The 21,177-nt window shown below is 69.3% G+C and carries 23 protein-coding genes; 8 read left to right on the top strand and 15 right to left on the bottom strand.

The genetic code is table 11. From position 1 onward, the window contains the following. Position 1 precedes the first annotated feature (1 nt). On the top strand, positions 2-898 hold the full coding sequence (gene ntrB, locus ACXRVZ_RS11960; RefSeq protein ID WP_457420601.1) for a nitrate ABC transporter permease: 897 nt from the start codon (positions 2-4) through the stop codon (positions 896-898). A gap of 4 nt (positions 899-902) precedes the next feature. Beyond that, on the top strand, positions 903-1,700 hold the full coding sequence (locus ACXRVZ_RS11955) for an ABC transporter ATP-binding protein (RefSeq protein WP_457420599.1): 798 nt from the start codon (positions 903-905) through the stop codon (positions 1,698-1,700). A gap of 159 nt (positions 1,701-1,859) precedes the next feature. Here the strand turns inward: ACXRVZ_RS11955 and pdxR are convergent, their stop codons facing one another. Next, entirely contained in the window at positions 1,860-3,305 is a 1,446-nt protein-coding gene (pdxR, locus tag ACXRVZ_RS11950) for a MocR-like pyridoxine biosynthesis transcription factor PdxR (protein ID WP_457420597.1), read from the bottom strand. Positions 3,306-3,389: 84 nt separating this feature from the next. Here pdxR and ACXRVZ_RS11945 point away from each other — a divergent pair, with 84 nt between their 5' ends. Beyond that, positions 3,390-3,878, top strand: coding sequence for a cupin domain-containing protein (locus tag ACXRVZ_RS11945; protein WP_457420595.1), 489 nt, complete (start codon positions 3,390-3,392; stop codon positions 3,876-3,878). Positions 3,879-3,903: 25 nt separating this feature from the next. Here the strand turns inward: ACXRVZ_RS11945 and ACXRVZ_RS11940 are convergent, their stop codons facing one another. From ACXRVZ_RS11940 to ACXRVZ_RS11910, 7 genes are all read right to left on the bottom strand, one after another. Then, positions 3,904-5,049 carry an ATP-binding protein gene (locus ACXRVZ_RS11940; RefSeq protein ID WP_457420593.1) on the bottom strand — a complete coding sequence of 382 codons (1,146 nt, stop codon included), beginning with the start codon at positions 5,047-5,049 and terminating at the stop codon, positions 3,904-3,906. Next, positions 5,043-5,753: a response regulator gene (locus ACXRVZ_RS11935; protein WP_458232435.1), complete on the bottom strand. Its 711-nt coding sequence runs from the start codon at positions 5,751-5,753 to the stop codon at positions 5,043-5,045. Before ACXRVZ_RS11935 ends, ACXRVZ_RS11940 begins: the two co-directional genes overlap by 7 nt. Beyond that, entirely contained in the window at positions 5,750-6,658 is a 909-nt protein-coding gene (locus ACXRVZ_RS11930) for an intradiol ring-cleavage dioxygenase (RefSeq protein ID WP_457420589.1), read from the bottom strand. Before ACXRVZ_RS11930 ends, ACXRVZ_RS11935 begins: the two co-directional genes overlap by 4 nt. Before the next feature lie 217 nt (positions 6,659-6,875). Next, on the bottom strand, positions 6,876-7,646 hold the full coding sequence (locus ACXRVZ_RS11925; protein ID WP_457420587.1) for a LytR/AlgR family response regulator transcription factor: 771 nt from the start codon (positions 7,644-7,646) through the stop codon (positions 6,876-6,878). Beyond that, positions 7,643-8,632: a sensor histidine kinase gene (locus ACXRVZ_RS11920; protein WP_457420585.1), complete on the bottom strand. Its 990-nt coding sequence runs from the start codon at positions 8,630-8,632 to the stop codon at positions 7,643-7,645. The genes ACXRVZ_RS11925 and ACXRVZ_RS11920 overlap by 4 nt, the downstream gene beginning before the upstream one ends. 56 nt (positions 8,633-8,688) lie before the next feature. Then, complete coding sequence (locus ACXRVZ_RS11915) at positions 8,689-9,786, bottom strand: sensor histidine kinase (protein ID WP_457420583.1); 1,098 nt, start codon at positions 9,784-9,786, stop codon at positions 8,689-8,691. 55 nt (positions 9,787-9,841) lie between these two features. Continuing rightward, positions 9,842-10,165 (bottom strand): PilZ domain-containing protein, encoded by a 324-nt coding sequence (locus ACXRVZ_RS11910; RefSeq protein WP_457420771.1) that lies wholly within the window; start codon positions 10,163-10,165, stop codon positions 9,842-9,844. Here ACXRVZ_RS11910 and ACXRVZ_RS11905 point away from each other — a divergent pair. Continuing rightward, complete coding sequence (locus ACXRVZ_RS11905) at positions 10,131-10,262, top strand: hypothetical protein (protein WP_458232434.1); 132 nt, start codon at positions 10,131-10,133, stop codon at positions 10,260-10,262. The two genes, ACXRVZ_RS11910 and ACXRVZ_RS11905, sit on opposite strands and share 35 nt — an antisense overlap. Positions 10,263-10,264: 2 nt before the next feature. Here ACXRVZ_RS11905 and ACXRVZ_RS11900 read toward each other — a convergent pair whose 3' ends face one another. Next, on the bottom strand, positions 10,265-10,699 hold the full coding sequence (locus ACXRVZ_RS11900; RefSeq protein ID WP_457420579.1) for a hypothetical protein: 435 nt from the start codon (positions 10,697-10,699) through the stop codon (positions 10,265-10,267). A gap of 332 nt (positions 10,700-11,031) precedes the next feature. On the opposite strand from ACXRVZ_RS11900, the gene ACXRVZ_RS11895 reads away from it, so the two are divergent. Together ACXRVZ_RS11895 and ACXRVZ_RS11890 are read left to right on the top strand one after the other, a co-directional pair. Further along, positions 11,032-11,601, top strand: a complete 570-nt coding sequence (locus ACXRVZ_RS11895) for a DUF1134 domain-containing protein (RefSeq protein WP_457420577.1) — start codon at positions 11,032-11,034, stop codon at positions 11,599-11,601. A gap of 61 nt (positions 11,602-11,662) precedes the next feature. Next, positions 11,663-14,572: an adenosylcobalamin-dependent ribonucleoside-diphosphate reductase gene (locus tag ACXRVZ_RS11890; protein ID WP_457420575.1), complete on the top strand. Its 2,910-nt coding sequence runs from the start codon at positions 11,663-11,665 to the stop codon at positions 14,570-14,572. Between the two features lie 8 nt (positions 14,573-14,580). Here ACXRVZ_RS11890 and ACXRVZ_RS11885 read toward each other — a convergent pair whose 3' ends face one another. Both ACXRVZ_RS11885 and ACXRVZ_RS11880 read right to left on the bottom strand, forming a co-directional pair. Next, positions 14,581-14,967: a hypothetical protein gene (locus tag ACXRVZ_RS11885; protein WP_457420573.1), complete on the bottom strand. Its 387-nt coding sequence runs from the start codon at positions 14,965-14,967 to the stop codon at positions 14,581-14,583. A gap of 343 nt (positions 14,968-15,310) precedes the next feature. After that, positions 15,311-16,393 (bottom strand): substrate-binding domain-containing protein, encoded by a 1,083-nt coding sequence (locus tag ACXRVZ_RS11880; protein WP_457420571.1) that lies wholly within the window; start codon positions 16,391-16,393, stop codon positions 15,311-15,313. Positions 16,394-16,524: 131 nt separating this feature from the next. On the opposite strand from ACXRVZ_RS11880, the gene ACXRVZ_RS11875 reads away from it, so the two are divergent. Then, complete coding sequence (locus tag ACXRVZ_RS11875) at positions 16,525-16,884, top strand: nuclear transport factor 2 family protein (RefSeq protein WP_457420569.1); 360 nt, start codon at positions 16,525-16,527, stop codon at positions 16,882-16,884. A 7-nt stretch (positions 16,885-16,891) separates the two neighbouring features. Here the strand turns inward: ACXRVZ_RS11875 and ACXRVZ_RS11870 are convergent, their stop codons facing one another. Then, entirely contained in the window at positions 16,892-17,074 is a 183-nt protein-coding gene (locus ACXRVZ_RS11870) for a ribbon-helix-helix protein, CopG family (protein WP_457420567.1), read from the bottom strand. 160 nt (positions 17,075-17,234) lie between these two features. On the opposite strand from ACXRVZ_RS11870, the gene ACXRVZ_RS11865 reads away from it, so the two are divergent. Further along, positions 17,235-18,005 (top strand): spermine/spermidine synthase domain-containing protein, encoded by a 771-nt coding sequence (locus ACXRVZ_RS11865; RefSeq protein WP_457420565.1) that lies wholly within the window; start codon positions 17,235-17,237, stop codon positions 18,003-18,005. Positions 18,006-18,014: 9 nt separating this feature from the next. Here ACXRVZ_RS11865 and cfa read toward each other — a convergent pair whose 3' ends face one another. The 3 genes from cfa to ACXRVZ_RS11850 form a co-directional block, all read right to left on the bottom strand. After that, the gene (gene cfa, locus ACXRVZ_RS11860) at positions 18,015-19,208 is read right to left on the bottom strand and encodes a cyclopropane fatty acyl phospholipid synthase (protein ID WP_457420563.1); all 1,194 of its coding nucleotides are present in this window, start codon (positions 19,206-19,208) and stop codon (positions 18,015-18,017) included. 122 nt (positions 19,209-19,330) lie between these two features. After that, a complete protein-coding gene (locus ACXRVZ_RS11855; protein ID WP_457420561.1) occupies positions 19,331-20,266 on the bottom strand; it encodes a 4-hydroxyproline epimerase in 936 nt (311 codons plus the stop codon). Next, the gene (locus ACXRVZ_RS11850) at positions 20,263-21,177 is read right to left on the bottom strand and encodes a dihydrodipicolinate synthase family protein (RefSeq protein WP_457420559.1); all 915 of its coding nucleotides are present in this window, start codon (positions 21,175-21,177) and stop codon (positions 20,263-20,265) included. Before ACXRVZ_RS11850 ends, ACXRVZ_RS11855 begins: the two co-directional genes overlap by 4 nt.

Raw genomic sequence — 21,177 nt, 5'->3', positions numbered from 1 at the left:
CATGGTCTCCGCAGTCTTCCACTCCCCCGGCGACGCTGTCGCTCCGGTCAACCCCATCGCCATCACTCGCCCGGCCGTGGCCACTGCGGCCGAGCCGCCCAAGGCTGCACGCAAGCGCACGCCGTTCGACTGGCGCGCCCTGGCGCTGCGCGTGCTGCCACCGGTGCTCGGCATGGCCGTGCTCATCGGCCTGTGGGGCATCGCCACGATGAAAGGAGGCAGCTTTCCAACCCCGGCCGCCACCTTCGACGCCGCCGTGAAGCTGTTCTCCGATCCGTTCTACAGCAATGGCCCGAACGATCAGGGCATAGGCTGGAACATCCTGAACTCGCTGGGACGAGTCGGCATGGGCTTCGGCCTGGCGGCACTGGTGGGCATCCCGCTGGGCTTCATCATCGGCCGCTTCGAGTTCGCCAACCGCATGGTGTCGCCGCTGATCGCGCTGCTCAAACCGGTCTCGCCGCTGGCTTGGCTGCCCATCGGCCTGCTGGTCTTCAAGAGCGCCAACCCGGCCGCCATCTGGACCATCTTCATCTGCTCGATCTGGCCCATGGTCGTCAATACGGCCGTCGGCGTGCAGCGGGTGCCGGAGGACTACCTGAACGTCGCCCGCGTGCTCAAGCTCAGCGAGTGGAAGGTCATCACGCGCATCCTGCTGCCCGCGGTGCTGCCCTATGTGCTGACCGGCGTGCGCCTGTCGGTGGGCACGGCCTGGCTGGTCATCGTCGCGGCCGAAATGCTGACCGGCGGCGTGGGCATCGGCTTCTGGGTCTGGGACGAGTGGAACAACCTCAACGTCGCTCACATCATCATCGCCATCTTCGTGATCGGCACGGTCGGGCTGCTGCTCGAATGGGCACTGATGTCTCTTGCCAAGCACTTCACTTTTGAGGACTGATGCCATGAAGCCGTTCATCCAAGTGCAAGACGCCGAGATGGTGTTCACCACCCGCAAGGGCCGCTTCCATGCACTGCAGGGCGTCAACCTCGACGTGCAGCGCGGCGAGTTCATCACGCTGATCGGCCACTCCGGTTGCGGCAAGTCCACGCTGCTCAACCTGATCGCCGGCCTGCTGAAGGCCACCGAGGGCGTGCTGCTGTGCGACGGCCGCGAGATCGCCGCGCCCGGCCCTGAACGCGCCGTGGTCTTCCAGAACCATTCGCTGCTGCCTTGGCTGAGCTGTCTGGACAACGTGCTGCTGGCCGTCGAGTCCGTCTTCGGTGGCAAGGAGAGCCAGGCCCAGCTCAAGGTGCGTGCCCGCGCAGCGCTGGAGCTGGTGGGCATGAGCCACGCACTGCACAAGCGCCCGCACGAGGTCTCGGGCGGCATGAAGCAGCGCGTCGGCATCGCCCGTGCGCTGGCCATGGAGCCCAAGGTCCTGCTGATGGACGAGCCCTTCGGCGCACTGGATGCGCTGACCCGCGCCAAGCTGCAGGACGAGCTGCTGAAGATCGTCGCGCGCACGCAGAGCACGGTCATCATGGTCACGCACGACGTGGACGAGGCCGTGCTGCTGTCGGACCGCATCGTCATGATGACGAATGGCCCGGCGGCGACCATCGGCGAGATCCTGGAGGTCGGCATTCCCCGGCCCCGCGTTCGTGTCGAACTCGCCGAGAACCCGCGCTACATCGCGGCGCGCAAGGAGGTCATCGACTTCCTGTACACGCGGCATGCGCATGTGGAGCAGGCGGCTTGAGCGCCTTGGCTTGATGGCTTTGAGGTTGTTTTAGCGTAGAGGGTGTCTGCTTGCCGCATTGCCGGGAGTCCCGCCCGCCGGGGCGGACTCCGGGCAACTCGGTACCGAGCAAAAAGGACAGCCGCAAAAGCACTCAATCGACAGCTACATGCCCACGCTTCAGAGCGTGCCAAGCGCCTGGGCCAGCCGGCGCACCGCCTCCGGGATGCGTGCGGCCGTGATGCTGCCGTAGCCCAGGACCAGGCCATCCAGCCCCTGGGCGCCCAGCCAATAACGGCTCAACGACTCGACGCCCACGCCAGCGGCCCAGGCCCGGCGCGCCAGCTCGACGGTGTCGACGCCCGGCAGCGCCACGGCCAGATGCAAGCCCGCGATGGCCGGGAAGATGAAGGCCCGCTCGCCAAGATGGCGCTTCAGCATCTGCTCCAGCACCCGCCGCCGCTCGGCGTACTCCGCCCGCATGCGGCGCACATGCCGCAGCAGATGGCCCTCGGCGATGAAGTCCGCCACGGCCGCCTGCGTCAGCGCGGGCGTGCCGGAGTCCGCCACCCGCTTGAGCGCCACCAGCGCATCGCGTGCCCAGGCGGGTGCAACGACATAGCCGATGCGCAGCGCCGGCAACATGCTTTTGGACAGGGTGCCGACGTAGAACACCCGGCCGTCGCGGTCCAGCGTCTTCAGCGCATCCAGCGGCCGCGACGTGTAGCGGAACTCGCCGTCGTAGTCGTCCTCGATGACGACGGCCTGCCGTGCCGCCGCCCAGTTCAGCAGGTCGCGCCGACGCGCCAGGGACATCGGCACGCCCAGTGGCGACTGGTGCGACGGCGTCACGCAGACGATGCGCGCATCGGCCGGCAAGGCGTCGACGACCAGTCCATCACAGTCCACCGGCACCGGTGCGAGCACGGCGCCCGCCGCCCGCAGCGCCGCATGCAGCGGCGGGTAGCCGGGGTCCTCGACGGCCGCCAGCGTCAGGCCCGGCGTGACCAGCACGCGCGCGAGCAGGTCAAAGGCCTGCTGGGCCCCCGCGGTAACGATGACATCGTCCGCCGTGCAGGCTACCGCGCGCGCCGACGACACATGGCCGGCGATGGCCTCGCGCAGTGCAAGCAGGCCCTGCGGATGCGCGTAGCGCGCCGGCTCACGCGCGGCCGCTTGCAGCGCACGTGTCTGCAAGCGGCGCAGCACATCAAATGGAAAACTCGCCACGTCCGGCGAACCGGCATTGAACTGATAGGCCGGCGCCGGGCCGTTGCCGACCGGTGCCGGCCAGACAGCGCCCTCGCCGCGCAGCCAGCGGCTGTCGGCCCAGGGCGCGACGCTGGCGCGGTCCGACACGGCCACCGCCGCTCGCGGCAGCTCGGCCACAAAGCTGCCGCCCGCACCGCGCGACTCCAGCCAGCCTTCCGACGCCAGCAGCTCGTAGGCCGCCACCGCCGTATTGCGCGACACGCCGACGCTCGCCGCCAGCTCGCGCGAGGACGGCAGGCGCAGGCCGGGCGCGAGGCGGCCGCTGGCGATGGCCTCGCGCAGGGCCGCATGCAGGCTGGCCAGGCGTGATCCGCGGGCGGCGAGCTGCAGGTCGATTTCCAGGCTTGGATCCATGGTTGTTGCCAGACTTGGCTCTTTTTGTGGAGCCATGCAAGCCGGCACTCTAAGGCCTGGAACCAAGCTCAAGGAGATCCCCGCATGAACGCCATGAAGACGCCCCTCGACGGCCTGCAGGCCCATGTCCACCCGCATGTCACGGCAGCGCTGCAGCGCGCCGGGCTGGACGACTGGATGCCCGAGGGCGAAGGCAAGTGGTCGCTGCCGCTGCAGTTCCTGCCCGACGGCGGCTGGGTCGAGCTGATGCGCCTGGCGCCCGGCACCAAGCTGACGCTGCACCGCCACCACGGCGAGGTGCATGGCCTCAACCTGCAGGGCAGCCGCCGCCTGGACGACGGCCGCATCATCAACGCGGGCGACTACGTCTTCGAACCCGATGGCAATGTCGACAGCTGGGAGGCCGTGGGCGACGAGGTGCTCGTGCTGCACGTCGTGGTGCGTGGCGACGTGGACTACGTGGGTCGCGACGGCGCCGTGCAGCGCCGCATCACGACGGCCGACCGGATCGCCGACTACCTGGCCTTCTGCGCCGAGCGCGGCCGGCATCCAAGGCTGGCCCAGCAGGGCTGACGCCCCGGGCGGCGGGTATTACCGCCTAGAAAACGACTTCCGCGCGCAACCCGCCTTCAACCCGATTGCTCAACACCAGCACCGCCCCCTGCCGCCGCACCAGTTGCTGGGCGATGTACAGCCCCAACCCAGTCCCGCCCGTGGAGCGATTTCGCGACCCCTCCACGCGCCGGAACGGCTGCCGCACGCGCTCCAGTTCGGCCTCGGGGATGCCGGGACCGTCATCCTCCACCACCAGCCGCGTCACCCCGGCCGACAGTTCGACGCGAACACGTGCACTGCCGGCATAGCGCAAGGCATTGCCCACCAGGTTGTCGACCACACGGCGCAATGCCACCGCGTCGGCGGTGATGACGGCGGGCGGCCCCTCGAAGTTGACGTTGGCACCCGTCTCGGCCAGGTCGTCCACCGCCGACTGCGCCAGCGCCGACAAGTCCACCCGCTGCGGCTCGGCCACCTCGGCCGGCCGGAAGATCTCGATGACGCTCTCGACGAGGCGGTTCATCTCGCGGATGTCCTCCACGCAGCGCTCGCGCACGCCGGCCTCGACCTCGCCCGTCTCCAGTCGCAGCCGCATGCGCGTCAACGGTGTGCGCAGGTCGTGGGAGATGGCCGCGATCATCAGGCCGCGCTCCTCGAACTGGCCGCTCAGCTCGGCGGCCATGCGATTGAAGACGGACGCAGCCTCGCGCACCTCGCGCGTGCCTTCGTCCTCGCTGAGCGTGGGCGCAGGCCGGCCCTGGGCCAGCGCGGGTGTCAGCTGCCGCGCCGCGCTCACCAGCCGGCGCACCGGGCCGGCCAGCCAGCGTGAGCCCCACCAGGCCGCAAGCGCGATGACGAACAGGCGCACGCCGTAGTCGACGAGGCTGGCGGACCAGGGCAGGTTGGGCGGCAGGGAGGGGAAGGTGGGTATGCGCGCGGGCATGGCGGCGCCAGGCGATGGACGCTGCGGCGGCGGACCGGTGTCGAAGTCGTCGTGCGGCGGTGGCGCGCCGGGTCCGAAGCCGCCGTCGGCATGCATGGGCGGCGGCCCGGGCCGGTCATTGCCTGGGCCGTGCAAGGCCTGCGACACCAGGCTCCAGGCCGCCAGGTGGCTGAGCGCCAACGCGGCCCACATCAGCAGGAAGAGGCGCAGGCCGAGACCATCCCAGCTCTTCAGGCGGCTCAACATGGGCTCACCTCGGCATCGAACAGATAGCCCTCGCCGCGCACGGTGCGGATGACCGAGGGCTCGCGCGCGGTGTCGCCCAGCTTGGCGCGCAGCCGCGATACGGCCAGGTCGATGCTGCGGTCGTTGACCTCCACGCCGGGCGCGCGGGTCAGCTCGATGAGCTGGTCACGATTCAGCACGCGGCCCGGGCGCTGCACAAAGGCGGCGAGCAGGCGGAACTCGGCGCTGGACAAGGCCACGCCCACGTCGTCGGGGCTGATGAGCTGGCGCGCGAGGCGGTCGAAGCGCCAGCGGCCAAAGCGCAGCAGGCGGGGGTCTTCCTGCAGCGCGGCGCCCTTGCTCGAACGCCGCACCAGAGCCTGCAGGCGCGCCACCAGCTCGCGCGGCTCGAAGGGCTTGGCGAGGTAGTCGTCGGCGCCCAGCTCCAGGCCGACGACGCGGCTCATGGTGTCGCCGCGCGCGGTCAGCATCAGCACCGGCGGCGCGTCGGCCTGGGTGCCCAGCCAGCGCAGCAGCGCCAGGCCGTCCTCGCCGGGCAGCATCAGGTCCAGCACGATGACATCGGGCTTGGTGGCCGCCATCGCCTGCCGCATGGCCTGGCCGTCCGCCGCCGCGCTCACCTGCCAGCCAAAGCCCTGGAGGTAGGTCCTCAGGCTGGTGCGGATCTCGGCGTCGTCGTCGACGACCAGGCAGTGTCCATTCATGCAGAGATGCCGACCTTCAATCGAGCCACATAGCCGGCGCTGACCGAGCCGGTGACGGTGGTGAGTTGCGTGGAATAGCCATCGCTGAAGATGCCGTCGCTGCTCAGGCTGATGGCATTGTTGTTGGCCGCGCTGCTGCCATAACCGCTGGTGGCGTAGACGGCGGTGTTGGCGTCCGACGGGAAGCACAGCTGCGAGGTGCGCAGCTTGTTGTTCCAGTTGGTGGCCGTCGTCGTGCTGCGGTAGACCTCGAAGTGGATGTGCGGCACGCGGCCGGCGTAGCAGCCGGGGTAGATGGTCTGGAAGACGGCTGTTCCGTCGGTGCCGGTGGCCTGCACGCCGCGCAGGTAGTTCTCGCCGGTCACGCCGCTGGAGTACATGGAGTAGCGGCCCTGCGCGTCGCAATGCCACAGGTAGACGGCATAGCCGGACAGGTCGGCGCAGGAGGCGTTGGTGTTCACGAGCTCGATGATGACCTGAAGCGGCACGCCCGTGGCGATCCCGCTGGCACCGGCGATGCTGGAGCGGATGTCGCTGCGCACGACGCCGGAAAGGGCCAGCACGTTGGCGATGCTGCCGTTGGCCGTGTTGGAGCCGTCGCGCGGGTAGGGGCCTTCGGTCTCGGCGGGGATGACGGAGCAGCCCGTCGTGGTGGTCGTGGTGCCGCCCGAGGAGCTGCTGCTGCCGGAGGACGACGAGCCGCTGCTGCTTGCAGCGCTGCTGCCACCGCCACCGCAGCCCGCCAGCGCCATCGCACCAACGCCACCCAGCGATAGGACGCCTGCGCCCATCAGCCAGCGCAGCGCGGTGCGGCGCTCCAGGGCCTGCTGCTGCAGGCGGGTCAGGTCATGGGCCAGGCCAAGGTCGTGGTCGTGGTCGTGGTCGTGGTCGTGGTCGTGGTGCATGGGGTCTCCATCGGGATGTCGAGTGGAGGCATTGCATCGCCCGGATGTATCGGGCGGATCGGCAGATTGTGTCGGGGTGGAAATACGGGGGGTGCTTTTGGCTAGAGCCTTTCGACGCGGTGCATCGCGCCGGGAGTCCGCCCCGGCCGCCGGGACGGACTCCCGGCAATGCAGCGAGCAAAAAAGCTCTCCGCAAAGGCGACCAAAAAAACCAACCTCACATCTGCCGAAACAAATGCGCGCAGCTCTCAGCCACCAACAGCATCTCGCTCCCATGCTTCAGCTTGATCTGCATCCGCCCCCGAAAGTCCCGGCTCACGCTGCCGATCGCATTCACGTTCACCAGCGTGGAGCGATGGATCTGCCAGAACTGCTGCGGGTCCAGCTCGTCGATGAGTTCCTTCAGCGGCTTGCGGATCAAGGCCTCGCCGTCCTTCAGCGCCAGCCGCGTGTACTTGTTGTCGCTCTGGAAAAACATCACCTCGTCGACCGTGATGAGCCGCAGCGTCTGCCCCACCGATGCATTGATCCAGCGCAGCGGCGCGCGTGACGCCGACGCCACTGGGCGGGCGCTGAGCTGCTCCAGCACGCCGCCCAGCGGCGCCGGAGGCTGGCCCTGGCCCAGCCGCGCCTTCAGCCGCGTGATGGCCGTGAACAGGCGCGCGCCGGCCAACGGCTTGAGCAGATAGTCCACCGCGCCCTGGTCGAAGGCGGCGACGGCGTACTGGTCGTAGGCAGTGACGAAGACGACATGGCAGCGCCCGCCCACCTGGCGCGCCACGTCGATGCCGGTGGCGCCGGGCATCTCGATGTCGAGGAAGAGGATGTCGGGCTGGTGCCGGTCCAGCAGGCGCAACGCCTCCAGGCCATCGGCCGCCTCGCCGACGATGCTGAGTTCGGGCCACAGCCGGTCGAGCTGCTCGACCAGTTCGCCGCGCAGCGCGGCTTCGTCTTCGGCCACCACGGCGGTCGGGGAGAACAGACTCATGACGGCAACTCAAGTGTGAATTCGGTGCGGCCCTGGCCGCTCGTGCAGACGAGTTTCGCGCCCAGCACGGTCAGGCGCTCGCGCAGCGAGGTGAGGTCGGCATCGTCACTGCACAGGCCGTCCTGATCAAAGCCCAGCGTGATGTCCCTGTCGTCCCCCCTCAGCCAGCAGCGCTGCGGGTGGCCAAGCCGCAGCGCGCGCTGCACCAGCGGCAGCAGCAGCATGGGCGGCAGCGACGTGGCGCCGCGTGATCCCAGCTCGCAGTCGAACTCGGGCGGCTGGCCGTTGAGGTCGCGCAGCAAATCGAGATAGCTGGCGATCAGCTCGGCCTCGCCGCCCAGCGTCGCGCCGGATTCGCGCAGCCGCGGCAGGGCCACGCGCAGGTGGCGGATGAGGCGCTCCAGCCGCGCGCTGGCGGTCGGGTCCTGCCGCGCATAGGCCTGCTCGACGGAGACGAGGGCGTCGAACAGCAGGGCCGGGTCCATCTGCGCCTGCAGGGCCGCCAGCCGTGCGCCCAGCGCGTGGCGGCGCAGCTGGCTGTGCTCGCGCAGCAGGTCTTGCGCGGCCTGGTCCTGGCGGCGGCGCAGCGTGCGGAACTCGAGCATGCCCACCAGCATCAGCGCCGGCATGAAGACCCACAGCGTGTCGCCGATGACAGCGGACACGCGGAAGAAGTTGCAGTTGGTCTTGCCGTGCTTGAGCGCGTACAGGTCGCAGATGGAGGGCCAGGGCAGGGTGGCGGCCAGCGGGTAGACGACGGCGATGGTCAGCGCCGAGCCCAGCAGCGTGGCACCCACAAGGCGGGTGCGCCGCGCCGGGTGGATGGGGCTGCTGCGCGCGGCGGGGAGCCAGCACAGCAGCAGCACGGCACAGCTCACCATGGGCAGGCCCAGGTGGCGCCCCAGCAGCTGGGGCAGGCGGCCGCCCACGTCCAGCTCCACCAGCGACGTCAGGTCGATGGCGCCGAACAACAGCGCAGCGGCCATGAAGGTCAGGGCCTCGTGGGGGCGCAGCGAACGCCAAGAGCGAAGTACATGGCCGATCACTGGAAGGACTCCGCCGGCAGGCGCACGCGTGCCACCACGCCGCGCGGCAGCACGGCCTCCAGCTCCAGCGCGGCGGCGTCGCCAAAGCGGGCGGCCAGGCGTGCCCGCGTGTTGGCCAGGCCCACGCCTGCGCCACCGCTGGCCGCGCCGAAGCCCTGGCCGTTGTCGGCCACCTCGACCGTCAGGCCCCCGCCTTCAGCATGCGCCGCGCGTATCGCTATGCGTCCGCCCTCGGGCAGCGGCGACAGGCCGTGCTTGACGGCGTTCTCCACCAGCGTGGGCAGCACCAGCGTGGGCAGGTGGGCATGCAGAAGCTCGGGCGGCACGGTGATGTCGAAGGTCAGGCGCTCGCCCATGCGCATCTGCAGGATGGCCAGGTAGTGGCGCACCAGCTCCAGCTCGTCGGCCAGCGTGGACTCGTGCCGGCGCATGCCCGGCAGCGCCGCGCGCAGGTAGGCGATCAGGGCCACCAGCATGTCGCGGCCGCGCTCGGGGCGGGTCTCGTACAGGCGCTTGACGTTGGCCAGCGTGTTGAACAGGAAGTGCGGCTCGATCTGCGCGTTCAGCGCCGACAGCTGGGCCTCGGTCTGCTGGGTCTTGAGCGCCTCGCGCTCGCGGAAGAGCTGGGCCAGCTCGTCGCGCCCCTGGCGCTGCGCACGGCTGACCAGCAGCAGCGCATAGGCCATGCCGCCCAGTAGCGTCCAGACGGACATCGTCGAGACGGCCCAGCCGAGCTTGACCGGCATGGTCTCGTCTAGCGACGACACCGCGTAGCGCAGCCAGGTGCCCAAGGCGGCGCCCAGGCCGACGGCCAGCGCCTGCACGGCCAGCTTGGCTGGCAGTGGCCAGCGCCGCCGGGCCAACAGGGCCTCAGCCAGGGCCACCAGCAGCATCAGCGACAGCCCGGTCAGCAGGCACTGGCGGCTGAAGCGCACCAGGTCGAACAGCGCCCCGCTCAGATTCGCAGCGCCATCCTCGTCGAACCAGCTCAGCGAGCGCGAGATGGCGTACAGCAGGCAGAAGTAATAAACCCCCGCCAGCATGCGCAGATTGCAGACGCGGCGAAAGGCTTGCAGTGGGGTCAGGTCCTCCATGCCGGGGATTCTCGGCGGCTGGCCGGTGCCCGGGGAGGGATGCGACGGAGTGGGTTTAGCCGGCGCCGGCTGCGGCAATCAGCGCCTTGAGTTCCCGCTCCGACGCTGCCGGGTCGCCGAGGTTGACCTCGATGAGGCGGCGCAGATGGGTGATGGATTCCAGGTCGATGCTGCGGCAGAGCACACCGGCGTGGTGGCCTTCCACATGCGCCAGTTCGCCGGCCATGGCGATGATGACTTCAGCTCCCGCTTCACCCAGCGTCAGCTTGACGAGGCAGGGCATGCCGGCCTGCGGCGGCGGTCCGTCGGGCAGCTGCAGCAGCACGCCCTTGAGCGAGATGTCGATGACCTGGCAGCGCAGCAGCGCCTGCGTGGTGATCAGCTCGGCGCCGACGGCAAAGGCGACGCGGGCGAATTGGCGGCGTTCGGTGCTGATGATGATCTCCCGCTGGCTGACCGAGTTCGGGTCTGCCTGATCCTAGACGAATGGTTCCAGCGCACCCGCCGCGCCGAACACGGTGCTGTGCTCCACGGCCTGCTGCAGCCGGTCGGGCGCCAGCGCGGCCAGGCCCATGGCCTCCAGCATGAACCAGGCGGCACGCAGATAGGCCACGATCTCCTCGCGGGTGGCGTCGGCCGGTGCGGGGTCGCCGTCCCAGTCGCGCGCCTGCGTCTGGCGCGGCGCGACGACGGCCGGCCGGTGCGCGCGGGCGATGCGAGCGAGCAGTTCACGCGTGTCCACTGTCGCGCTGGGTGCGTCGATGAGGCGCACGAGGTCACCCAGTTGCTGCTCGGCCGCAGCGGCCAGCAGATGCGCAGCCTGGTCGGCCCCGCCCGCCAGATACAGACCGGCGGCGAGGTCGACGTACTCGAGGGCGGCCGACAGGCGCTGGAGGTCGGGGTTGGACGACATGGCGAGCCTAGAAACGGCAGTGGAGCGCGACCGCAGGGGCTGCGAAGGGGTGCGCTGGCAAGGCGCGACGACGCTGCGGGCGCGTGCCCGCGAGAAGGATCAACGCGGCCAGCGTGCGCCAGCGCAGGCCTGGCGGGCGTGCAGCGTTGTCACCGGAATGGTGAACGCTGCCGTGGGGCCAATCCGACGATAAGGGAAGAGCTTGCATGCGCTGGGGAGCGGTCTACTGCCGTTTCTGGGCTGAGTCTAGGCTGTGACGATAGGCAACGCGCGGCCAAACTTCACGTTGCTTTGTTTATGCTGGCTCTCCCCGGGAATGTCATAGGAACCCCATGCTCGACCGTCGCCAGCACCTGCAACACCTCGCCGCCCTGGCCGCCGCCTCGGCCCTGCCAGCCGTGGCCGCCGACGAGAAGGAGAGCACCTATGACGAGGACTCCATCGTCAAGGCCGCCACCGACTTCTTCGGCCAGACAACCGAGGGCCTGGCCAAGGTCATCGAGAAAGCCTTCAAGGAGCAGGGCCGCCCCAATGCCTACATCAAGGGCGAGGAGGTGGGCGCGGCCGTCACCGTCGGCCTGCGCTACGGCAATGGCGAGCTGCTGGTGAAGGGCGGCGGCATGTCCAAGGTCTACTGGGCCGGGCCGTCCATCGGTTTCGACCTGGGCGCCAACGCGTCCAAGGTTTTCACGCTGGTCTACAAGCTGCCCAAGGCGGCCGACATCTACCAGCGCTTCCCCGGCGTCGATGGCAGCCTGTACTACATCGGCGGCGCCGGTATCAACTACCAGCGCCTGAAGGGCATCACGCTGGCGCCCATACGCCTGGGCGTGGGCTTGCGCGCCGGGGCCAGCGTGGGCTACATCCACTACCGGCGCGAGAAAAGCATCAATCCGTTCTGACCGCTGAACAGCGCCGTCAGCGGGCGTAGACTGTATTTTCATACAGCATTGCGAGGTGATTGTGAGTACCACCACCGACCTGCCCGTGCAGGACATTTCCAGCGAAGTCCTGATCGAGAAATACGCCAAGGGCGGCGAGCAGACGCCCGACGAACTGCGCGAGCGCGTCGCCAGCGCCTTGGCCCAGGCCGAGAAGCCGGCGGACCGCACCCGCTGGACGGCTGCCTTCCTTGACGCGCAGAAGCGCGGCTTCGTGCCGGCCGGCCGCATCATGTCCGCCGCCGGCACCGAGCTGTCGGCCACCCTCATCAACTGCTTCGTGCAGCCCGTGGGCGACTCCATCGCCACGGCCGAGGACGGCGTGCCCGGCATCTACACCGCGCTGACCGAGGCGGCCGAGACCATGCGCCGCGGCGGCGGCGTCGGCTACGACTTCAGCCGCATCCGGCCGCTGGGCGCCTGGGTGGGCTCCACGCGCAGCCATGCCTCCGGCCCCATCAGCTATATGCGCGTCTTCGACCGCAGCTGCGAGACGGTGGAGAGCGCCGGCAGCCGCCGCGGCGCGCAGATGGGCGTGCTGCGCTGCGACCACCCCGACATCGAAGCCTTCATCCACGCCAAGGACCAGGGCGACCTGCGCAACTTCAACATCTCCGTCGGCGTGACCGATGCCTTCATGGAGGCCGTGCAGGCGGATGGCGTGGTTGAACTGGCGCACAAGGCCCAGCCCAGCGCCGGCCAGATCGAAGCCGGCGCCTACCAGCGCGGCGACGGCCTGTGGGTCTACCGCAAGGTGCAGGCCCGTGCGCTGTGGGACCAGGTCATGCGCTCCACCTACGACCATGCCGAGCCGGGCGTGCTCTTTCTGGACCGCATCAATGCCGACAACAACCTGCATTACTGCGAGACGATTGCGGCGACCAACCCCTGCGGTGAACAGCCACTTCCTTCGTACGGCTGTTGCTGCCTCGGCTCCATCGACCTGACGCGCTTCGTGCGCGACCCGTTCAGTGCCAGGCCCGAGTTCGACGAGGCTGGCTTTGCCGATGTGGTGGCCGTCGCCACGCGCATGCTCGACAACGTGCTCGACGTGACGCCCTGGCCGCTGCCTGCGCAGCAGCAGGAGGCTGCCAACAAGCGCCGCGTGGGCCTGGGCTTCACGGGCCTGGGCGATGCGCTGGTCATGCTGAACCTGCGCTATGACACGCAGGAAGCTCGTGACCTGGCCAGCCGCATCAGCGAGGTCATGCGCGATGCGGCCTACGCGGCGTCCAGCGACATCGCCGCCGAGCGCGGCAGCTTCCCGCTGTTCAATGCCGATCTGTACCTGTCCGGCGGCAGCTTCGCGTCGCGCCTGCCGCAAGGGCTCAAGGACAAGATCCGCGCCCAGGGCCTGCGCAACTCCCACCTGCTGTCCATCGCTCCCACCGGCACCATCAGCCTGGCCTTTGCCGACAACGCGAGCAACGGCATTGAGCCGGCCTTCTCGTGGACTTACACGCGCAAGAAGCGCCTGGGCCAGGCCGAGGGCGGCGGCTTCAAGGAATACGCCGTCGAGGACCATGCCTGGCGCCTGTATCGCCACCTGTTCGGCGCCGACGCGCCGCTGAGCGACGCCTTCGTCACCGCGCTGGAGTTGAGCGCGGCCGACCATGCGTCCATGGTCGCGGCCGTGGCGCCCTACATCGACACGTCCATCAGCAAGACCGTCAATGTGCCGGCTGACTACCCGTATGAGGATTTCCAGAACCTCTACATCCAGGCGTGGCAGACCAAGCTGAAGGGCCTGGCCACCTACCGGCCCAACAGCGTGCTGGGCTCGGTGCTGAGCGTCACACCCGAGGTCAAGCAGCCGGAGCCACTGCGAGCGGATATCGACGGCACGAACCAGCGCCTGCGTGTCGAGCGCCTGCCCAACGCCGTCGTCGCCTCGCTGCGCTGGCCCGGCCGCCCCGACATGCCCGGCGGCAACCCGGCCTGGAGCTACCTGATCCAGCATCCGCACGGCGACTTCGCGCTCTTCATCGGCGAGCTGCCGCTGGACGGCCCCGACGGCGGCCTCTTCGGGCGCAACCTGCCCTTCGAAGTCTGGGTCAATGGCGCCGAGCAGCCGCGTGGCCTGTCGGCGCTGGCCAAAACGCTGTCCATGGACCTGCGCACCAACGACGCCGCCTGGCTGCGCCTCAAGCTCGATGCGCTGGCCACCGTCGCCGAGGAGCGCGCCTTCGAGATGCCCATGCCGCCCGGTGGCGAGAAGCGCCTGTTCCCCGGCGTCGTCGCCGCGACGGCCGCCGTCATCCGCTGGCGCTGCGAGCAGCTCGGCGCGTTGCAGGAAGGCGGCCCCACGCCGGTGGTGGACGCCATGTTCAGCCGCAACGAGCCGCGCACCGGCACCTCCGGCACGCTGGCCTGGGCGGTGGACGTGGACAACCCGGCGACCAACGAGCAGTTCACGCTGACGTTGAAGGAGGTCGTGCTGCCGACGCCCGACGGCGGCTCGGTCACTCGCCCCTGCGCGATGGGCTTCTCGGGCAACTACCCCAAGGCGCTGGACGGCCTGGCCCGCCTGCTGTCGCTGGACATGCGCGTCATGGACCCCGGCTGGATCGCGATGAAGCTGCGTAAGCTGCTCAATGTCGGCGAGCCGCTGGGCCATTTCATGGCGCCGGTGCCGACGCTGAACGGTGCGGATGCCAAGGCTCGGCGCCAGCAGGTCTGGCCGTCCACCGTGGCCTATGTGGCCCGCCTCGTCATTCACCGCTACGCGATGCTCGGCATCCTCGACGAAGCCGGTCAGCCGCTGACCGACATGGGTCTGCTGCAGACACCGGCTCCCAAGCTCGCCGCCGCTGCCGGCACGCTGCAGGTTCAGGCCGGCAAGCCCTGCCCGGAGTGCGGCAACGCGACCATGATCCACAAGGATGGCTGCGATTTCTGCACGGCCTGTGGGTATGTGGGGCAGTGCGGCTGAGCGCTCAGCTAGCTCGCGTCGCTGCTGGGTGCATGTGGCCGAATCAGACGGACCGGCACCGGTTGGCGTCCGTCGAGCACGTCCGTCGTCACTTCCCGCAGTACGACGACGCCATAACGCCTCTGCCAGGACTCCCAGAGCGCGGCAACTTGCGCGTCGACACCGGGCGGGCCACTGAGAGCGTAGGTGCGCCCGGTCTTGGTGGTCACTTCTTCCGTGTCAGGGTGCACGAAGGCGATCGCTGACGACACCTTCGCACAGCGGTCGTCGGTCAGGTAGCCCGCCAGATGCCAGGTCGGTGCGTCGTAATTGGGCACCTGGACCTCCCAGGCCCGCCAGCGGACCAGGGTGAGCCTGGGCTCCTGGGAATAGGGCGTGGAGATCCAGAAACTCATGGCCTTCACTGTCGAGACGGGCTGCCTTCGATCAGTACGTCCGCGGTTGGGAAGCTTGCCGCATTTCGGCGCGTGCGCTGAGCGTGGGCGCGCCACAGCGGGCGGCGAGCCATGCGCGGGGAGGCCGACACTGGGCCAAGGCTGGTGAACCAGTTCGGCACCGCAAATCTGAAAGGGGTTCTCATACTGCAACCTCAGTCGCGCAACCCTTTGCGCCACTGAACGATGCCTGTGCGGCAGGCGCGTGGCTGTAGGACGTTATGCCGCTTACATGCCGGCGGCATGGAATGCGCTGAAACAGGCCGTCAGGGCAGGAGCCCGTGCGGTCCGTGCACCGTGCCGCCTACGGCGCTTTCACGCCGCTGGCCGCGCCGCCAAACCACTGCTGCCGGTACTCGGCACGGTAGGGCATGGCGTCGTCGATGTCCTGCTTGCCGAGCCGGCCCAGCAGCTCCGTGGTGACGGTAATCGGCCGCGCGACGCGCCCGCTGGGCGGCTGTCTGGCGAACGCCCGCCTCAGCTCGTCGGCGAGTTGCCAGCCCTGCAGCGTGGTGGGCTCGGCGATGGTGGCGATCTGCTGGGAGCGGCCGGAGCGGATGCGGCTCAGCGCCGTACGCGAGCCGTCGCCTGCGGCGATGCCGACGATGTCGCGTCGGCCCAGGTCGGACAGCGGGAAGTGCATGGAGTCCATGTAGACATCGTTGATCGCCAGCACATGGGTCCAGCGTGCACCAAAGCGGCGCTGCAACTGCTCCAGCGCCCTCGGCATCTCCTTGGCCGCGTTGCCAATCGGCATGTCCTCGACGGCCAGCAGTTCGCAATGCGCGCAGCGCGACAAGGCCTTGCGCATGCGCAGGGTCTTGATGTTGGCGATGTCGAAGCGGCTGTCGTTGAAGATGACGACGCCGGCGCGCGAGACGCCGGAGCTGATCACCAGCGCGGCGGCCATGTCGGCCACCACCTCGGGGTCGGTGCTGACGTTGACGAACAGCCTGGAGGCGCTGCCGGCCACCGGCGACGCATGCCAGCCGACCAGCACCGGCGGCGTCCCGGCGGCGGTGGCCAGCCGGTCGGCGATGTCGGACTCGTCGAAGCCACCCAGCACCACGCCGTGTGCGCCCGACGCCAAGGCCTCGTCGAAGAGGCGGCGGATCGTCGCCCGGTCGCCCTTGCCGTTGACGATGCTCAAGGTCCAGCCCAGTTCGATGCAGGCCTGCTCAAAGCCACGATAGACGGCGGTGATGCCGCCATTGCGGAAATCCTGCGCCAGGAAGACGACCCGCCGCGGTCCCCCGGGTGCCGGCCCGCCCTGGGCCAGGGCTGCGGTGGCCAGCAAGGCGACGAGCAGGGTCAGGACCGAGGAACGCAGCCAACGCGGCAGCCAAGGCGGCGGGGCTGCGCGCGGGCTGGTGCGGGTGGGGATCATGCGCGCAGCCTACCCCGCCGGGGCTCGCCGCGCATGTGCCCGCGGGATGCGGAGGCAGGACGGCAAGCCCTGGCCCCGCACAGCGTTCGCGCGGCTAGCATCGCCGCCATGTTCCCCTTCTCATCGCGCCCGTGAGCCTCCAGCCAGCCGACCTCGTGCGCGCCTACCTGGCCGCCTACGCCGCCCGCGACCTCGCGGCCATCGAGCCTCTGTTCGCCGACGCCATCACGCTGCGCGACTGGAAGATCCGCGTTGTCGGCAAGGCTGCGGCGCTGGCCGAGACGCGCAAGAACTTCGCGGCCGCCCGGCATCTGCACATCGACGTGCTGGCCGTCTACGAGCGAGACGGCGGCGTGGCGGCCGAGCTGAAGATCGTTGTCGACCAGCGTGACACGCTCTACGTCGTCGACATGTTCGACGTCGATGCCGAAGGCCGCATCGCGGCCATCCGCGCCTACCTTGGGCGCGGCGACGAACTGCCGCAAGCCTGACGCCTGCTCAGCCCGGTGGGGTCGCATCCGCACCGGGCGCGTAGGCGACGCCATGGGCGGCCAGATAGTCGCGGATCAGTCGCCGCACCACCTGCGATGGCGTGACGTCTTGTTGCGCGCACAGGGTTTCAAACGCCTTTTTCTTGTCCGGGTCGATCAGCACCGTCAGGCGGGCGGTCTTTTGTTCCATGCCGGCTCCTTGTGAGTGTCAAATTATAATTTCAAACATATTTGATTAACATGCCATTCGCTTGATGACCCTCGCCTTCCTGCGCCGTCGCACTGGTACGCACCGCACGCTGATCCACGAGCTGCAGCGCGCCTGAAGGCCGCCGCCACTTCCGCACGCCATGCCCGACACCGCCGACCTGCACGCCTTCGTCAAGCCCTTCGTCTACGAGACCTTGGATACCCGTGCCATGCACTTCTCGATCTGCGAGATCCAGAGCCGCATGCAGGTCCAGCACCCCCGCGCGCTGGACCTGGCCTACACGCGCACGATGATGGCCTTCCTGCTGTTCGTGCCCCGGCCCGAGGCGCTGGCGATGATCGGGCTGGGCGGCGGTTCCATGGCCAAGTTCTGCCACCACCACCTGCCCGACACCCGCATCGACGTCGTCGAGATCAACCCCCACGTCATCGCGCTGCGCGAGCAATTCCAGGTGCCGAAGGACGATGGGCGCTTCCAGGTCCGGCGTGGCGATGGCGCCCATTTCGTCCGCGACGCCCATGACCGGCTGGACGTGCTGCTCGTGGACGGCTTCGACCACGAAGGGCAGCCGCCAGCCCTGTGCTCGCAGGCCTTCTACGACGACTGCCGCAGCGCACTGCGCCCGGGCGGCCTGCTGGTGGTCAACCTGCACACTGCCCACCCCGAGTTCCAGCGGCACGCGGCCCGCTTGAAGCGGGCTTTCGACGGCGATGTGCTGCTTGTTGGCGACAAGGAGTGCAGCAACACCATCGCCTTTGCTGGCCAAACGGCACTGCGGGCGCTGCGGGGGCCTGCGCAGCCGGGCGTTATGCGCAAGCCGCGGCTGCTGGCGCGACAGGCCTGGGGCGAGCTCCGGCCCTCATTCGCCCATGTCGCGGCCACGCTGCAAGAGCAGCGCGCTGGCGGCTGAGAGGCTGCGTCAACGGTCCGGCAAAGGCGGTCTGACGGAGCGATAGACCCCGCGCCGCTCCGGCCTGCTCAGCACCAGCTGCCACAGCTGCCCCTGGCGCGAGCGGAAGAAGCCCGCGCAGCTGAGCAGGTAGTAGCGGAACATGCGGCGGAAACCTTCGTCGTAGCCCGACGCCAGCCGCGGCCATGCCGCCTCGAAGCGCTCGGCCCAGCACATCAGCGTGCGGTCGTAGTCCGGCCCGAAGTTGTGCCAGTCCTCCACGACGAAACGGCCCTCCACCGCCTCGGCCAACTCGACCGGCGAGGGCAGCTTGCCGTTGGGGAAGATGTAGCGCTCTATCCACGGGTCGGTGTGCGGCGCGCGGCGGTCCACGCCGATGGTGTGCAGCAGGAAGAGGCCGTCCGGCGCGAGCAGGCGGCGCGCGGTGTCGAAGTAGGTGGCGTAGTTCCTCAGCCCGACATGCTCGAACATGCCCACCGACACGATCTTGTCGAAGCGCCCCTGCACAGAGCGGTAGTCCTGCAGCCGCAGCGTGACGGGCAGGCCGGCGCAGCGCGCCTCGGCCACGGCGAGCTGCTCCTTGCTGATGGTGATGCCGGTCACGCACGCGCCAAAACGCTCGGCCGCAAAGCGCGCCAGCCCACCCCAGCCGCAGCCGATGTCCAGCAGCGTGTCGCCGGGCCTGAGCTCCAGCTTGTGGCAGATCATGGCCAGCTTGTGTTCCTGCGCCTGCTGAAGGTCTTGCGCATGCGCCCAGTAGCCGCAGGAATAGATCATGCGGGAGTCCAGCATGGCCTCGAAGACGTCGTTGCCGGCGTCGTAGTGGCGCTCGCCCACCTGGTGGGCGCGCTCCTCGGTCTGCAGGTTGAAGAGGCGCTGGCGCAGGCTCTCCAGCAGCAGCCTCAGCTTGGCGGGGCCGGGAGCGGTGCGGTCCAGGTCGGCGCGCAGCAGCCGCTCGAACATCATGTCCAGCCGCTCGCAGTCCCAGTCGCCATCCACATAGGCCTCCCCTGCGCCCAGCGACCATTGGGTGAGGATGCGGCGGTAGGCGCGGGCGTCGTGCACGCGCATGTCCCAGGGCCGCGTGCCGTTGATCTGCACGTCGGCGCGGGCCAGCAGCTCGCGCAGCGCTTGGGGCGGGTGTGCCGCGGGTTGCGGTCGGGGGCCTTGCGGCCGGGTCAGCGTGGCTTGCTCGGAATGCATGCTCGACAACTCCTTCCAACGCCGCTCGTGGCCTCGTGGGCCCGCTGCGGTGGATCAAGTTTGCCGGCGAGGCCGCGTTGCCGCAGCCCCAAACTTCAAAGTCCGAGAGGCTCGGTGTGACTTCAGCTGAAGCCCCAGCCGAAGGGATCGGCTGGGTCGATGATCAGCGTCGCTTCGGCGCTGATGAAGGCCTGCCCGCGAATGGTGGGAATGACCTGGTCGCCCGCGCTCTCGTACCAGCCCTCGAAGACGCTGCCGATGACGCTGGCCTGGCGCCAGACCTGACCCGGTGGCAGCTTGCCCCGCGCGGCCAGGCAGGCCAGCTTGGCGCTGGTGCCGGTGCCGCAGGGCGAGCGGTCGTACTGGCGGCCGGGGCAGAGCACGAAGCTGCGGCTGTCGGCCAGCGCCGGGTCGGCGTCGGCAAAGAGTTCGATGTGGTCGATGACGGCACCGCTCGCGCCGAAATGACCCTGGGCCTGAAGCGCCTCGCCCAGCAGGGCGGCGTAGTCGGTCAGCGTGGCGACGCGCTCGGGTGAAATGACCTGGCCATGGTCGGCGCACAGGAAGAACCAGTTGCCGCCCCAGGCAATGTCGCCGGTGACCGTCTGCCCTGTGGGCAGCGTGATAGCGACGTCGGCCGCCAGCCGCCAGGCCGGCACATTGCGCACGCTCACCCGGCCGTCCTCGTGCAGCGTGGCGCGCACATCGCCCACCGGCGTCTCGATGACATGCTCGCCCGGCGCAATGCGCCCCAGGTGGGCCAGCGTCGCAACCAGGCCTATCGTGCCGTGGCCACACATGCCCAGGTAGCCCGCGTTGTTGAAGAAGATGACGCCGGCCGTGTGCGCCGGGTCTTGCGGCGCGCAGAGCAGGGCGCCGACGAGCACGTCGCTGCCGCGCGGCTCCAGCAGCGTGGCGCGGCGGTAGCGGTCGTGGTGGTGGCGCAGCTGCTCCAGCCGCTCGGCCATGGGGCCCGCGCCCAGGTCGGGGAAGCCATCGATGACGACCCGGGTCGGCTCGCCGCCGGTGTGCGAGTCGATGACGTGGAGGTAGTTCATGGCTGTGAGCGGCAATGTTCGGGCCGCGTCGCCAGCGCGGTGGCGACCAGCGCCTCGACACGTTCACGCTCTGCACCCACCAGCGGCAGCCGTGGCCGCCGCATGTGCTCGCTGCCGACGCCCACCAGCGCGTCGATGAGCTTGAGGTTCTGCACCAGCTTGGTCGACACGTCCAGGTGCAGCAGCGGCGTCATCCAGCGGTAGATGGCGCGCGCCTCCTGCCAGCGGCCTTCCTGCATCAGCTCGAACAGCGCAACCGTCTCGCGCGGGAAGGCGCAGCCCACGCCGGCCAGCAGGCCATCGCAGCCCAGAGCCAGGCCCTCGAAGGCGAGGTCGTCCACGCCCATGAAGAGCTGATACCGATCACCGAGCAGGTTGCGCAGGTCGGTGATGCGGGTCACGTCGCCGCTGCTCTCCTTGATGGCGGCGATGTGTTCGCAGTCAGCCAGTTCGGCGAAATGCTCGGGCCGCAGGTCCACGCGGTAGGCCACCGGGTTGTTGTAGACCATCAGCGGCCGCTGCGCCGCGTTGGCATAGGCACGCACATTGGCCATGGCCTCGCGTGCGTCGGCCACGTAGATGACCGAGGGCATGACCATGTAGCCGGCCACGCCCAGCGCGTTGGCGCCCTCTATGAAGCGCAGGGCCTCGCGCGTGCTGCTCTCCGACACGGTGGCCAGCACGGGCACGCGGCCGTTCGCCGCATCCAGTGCACAGCGCGCGACGGCCAGCTTCTCGTCCAGCGCCAGCGTGCTGGCTTCGCCGAGCGAGCCGCAGCAGACGACGCCATGGATGCCGTTGCGGATCTGGAAGTCGATGTGGCGCGCCGTGCCGGCGAAGTCGAGGCTTTCGTCGGCATGGAACTTGGTGGTGACGGCGGGGAAGACGCCGCGCCAGGGGTGTGTGTTCAT

This window comes from Roseateles sp. P5_E8 (genome assembly GCF_054177665.1).
The sequence above is the reverse complement of the archived record's forward strand: the minus strand, read 5'-3'. Positions and strand labels throughout refer to the sequence as shown.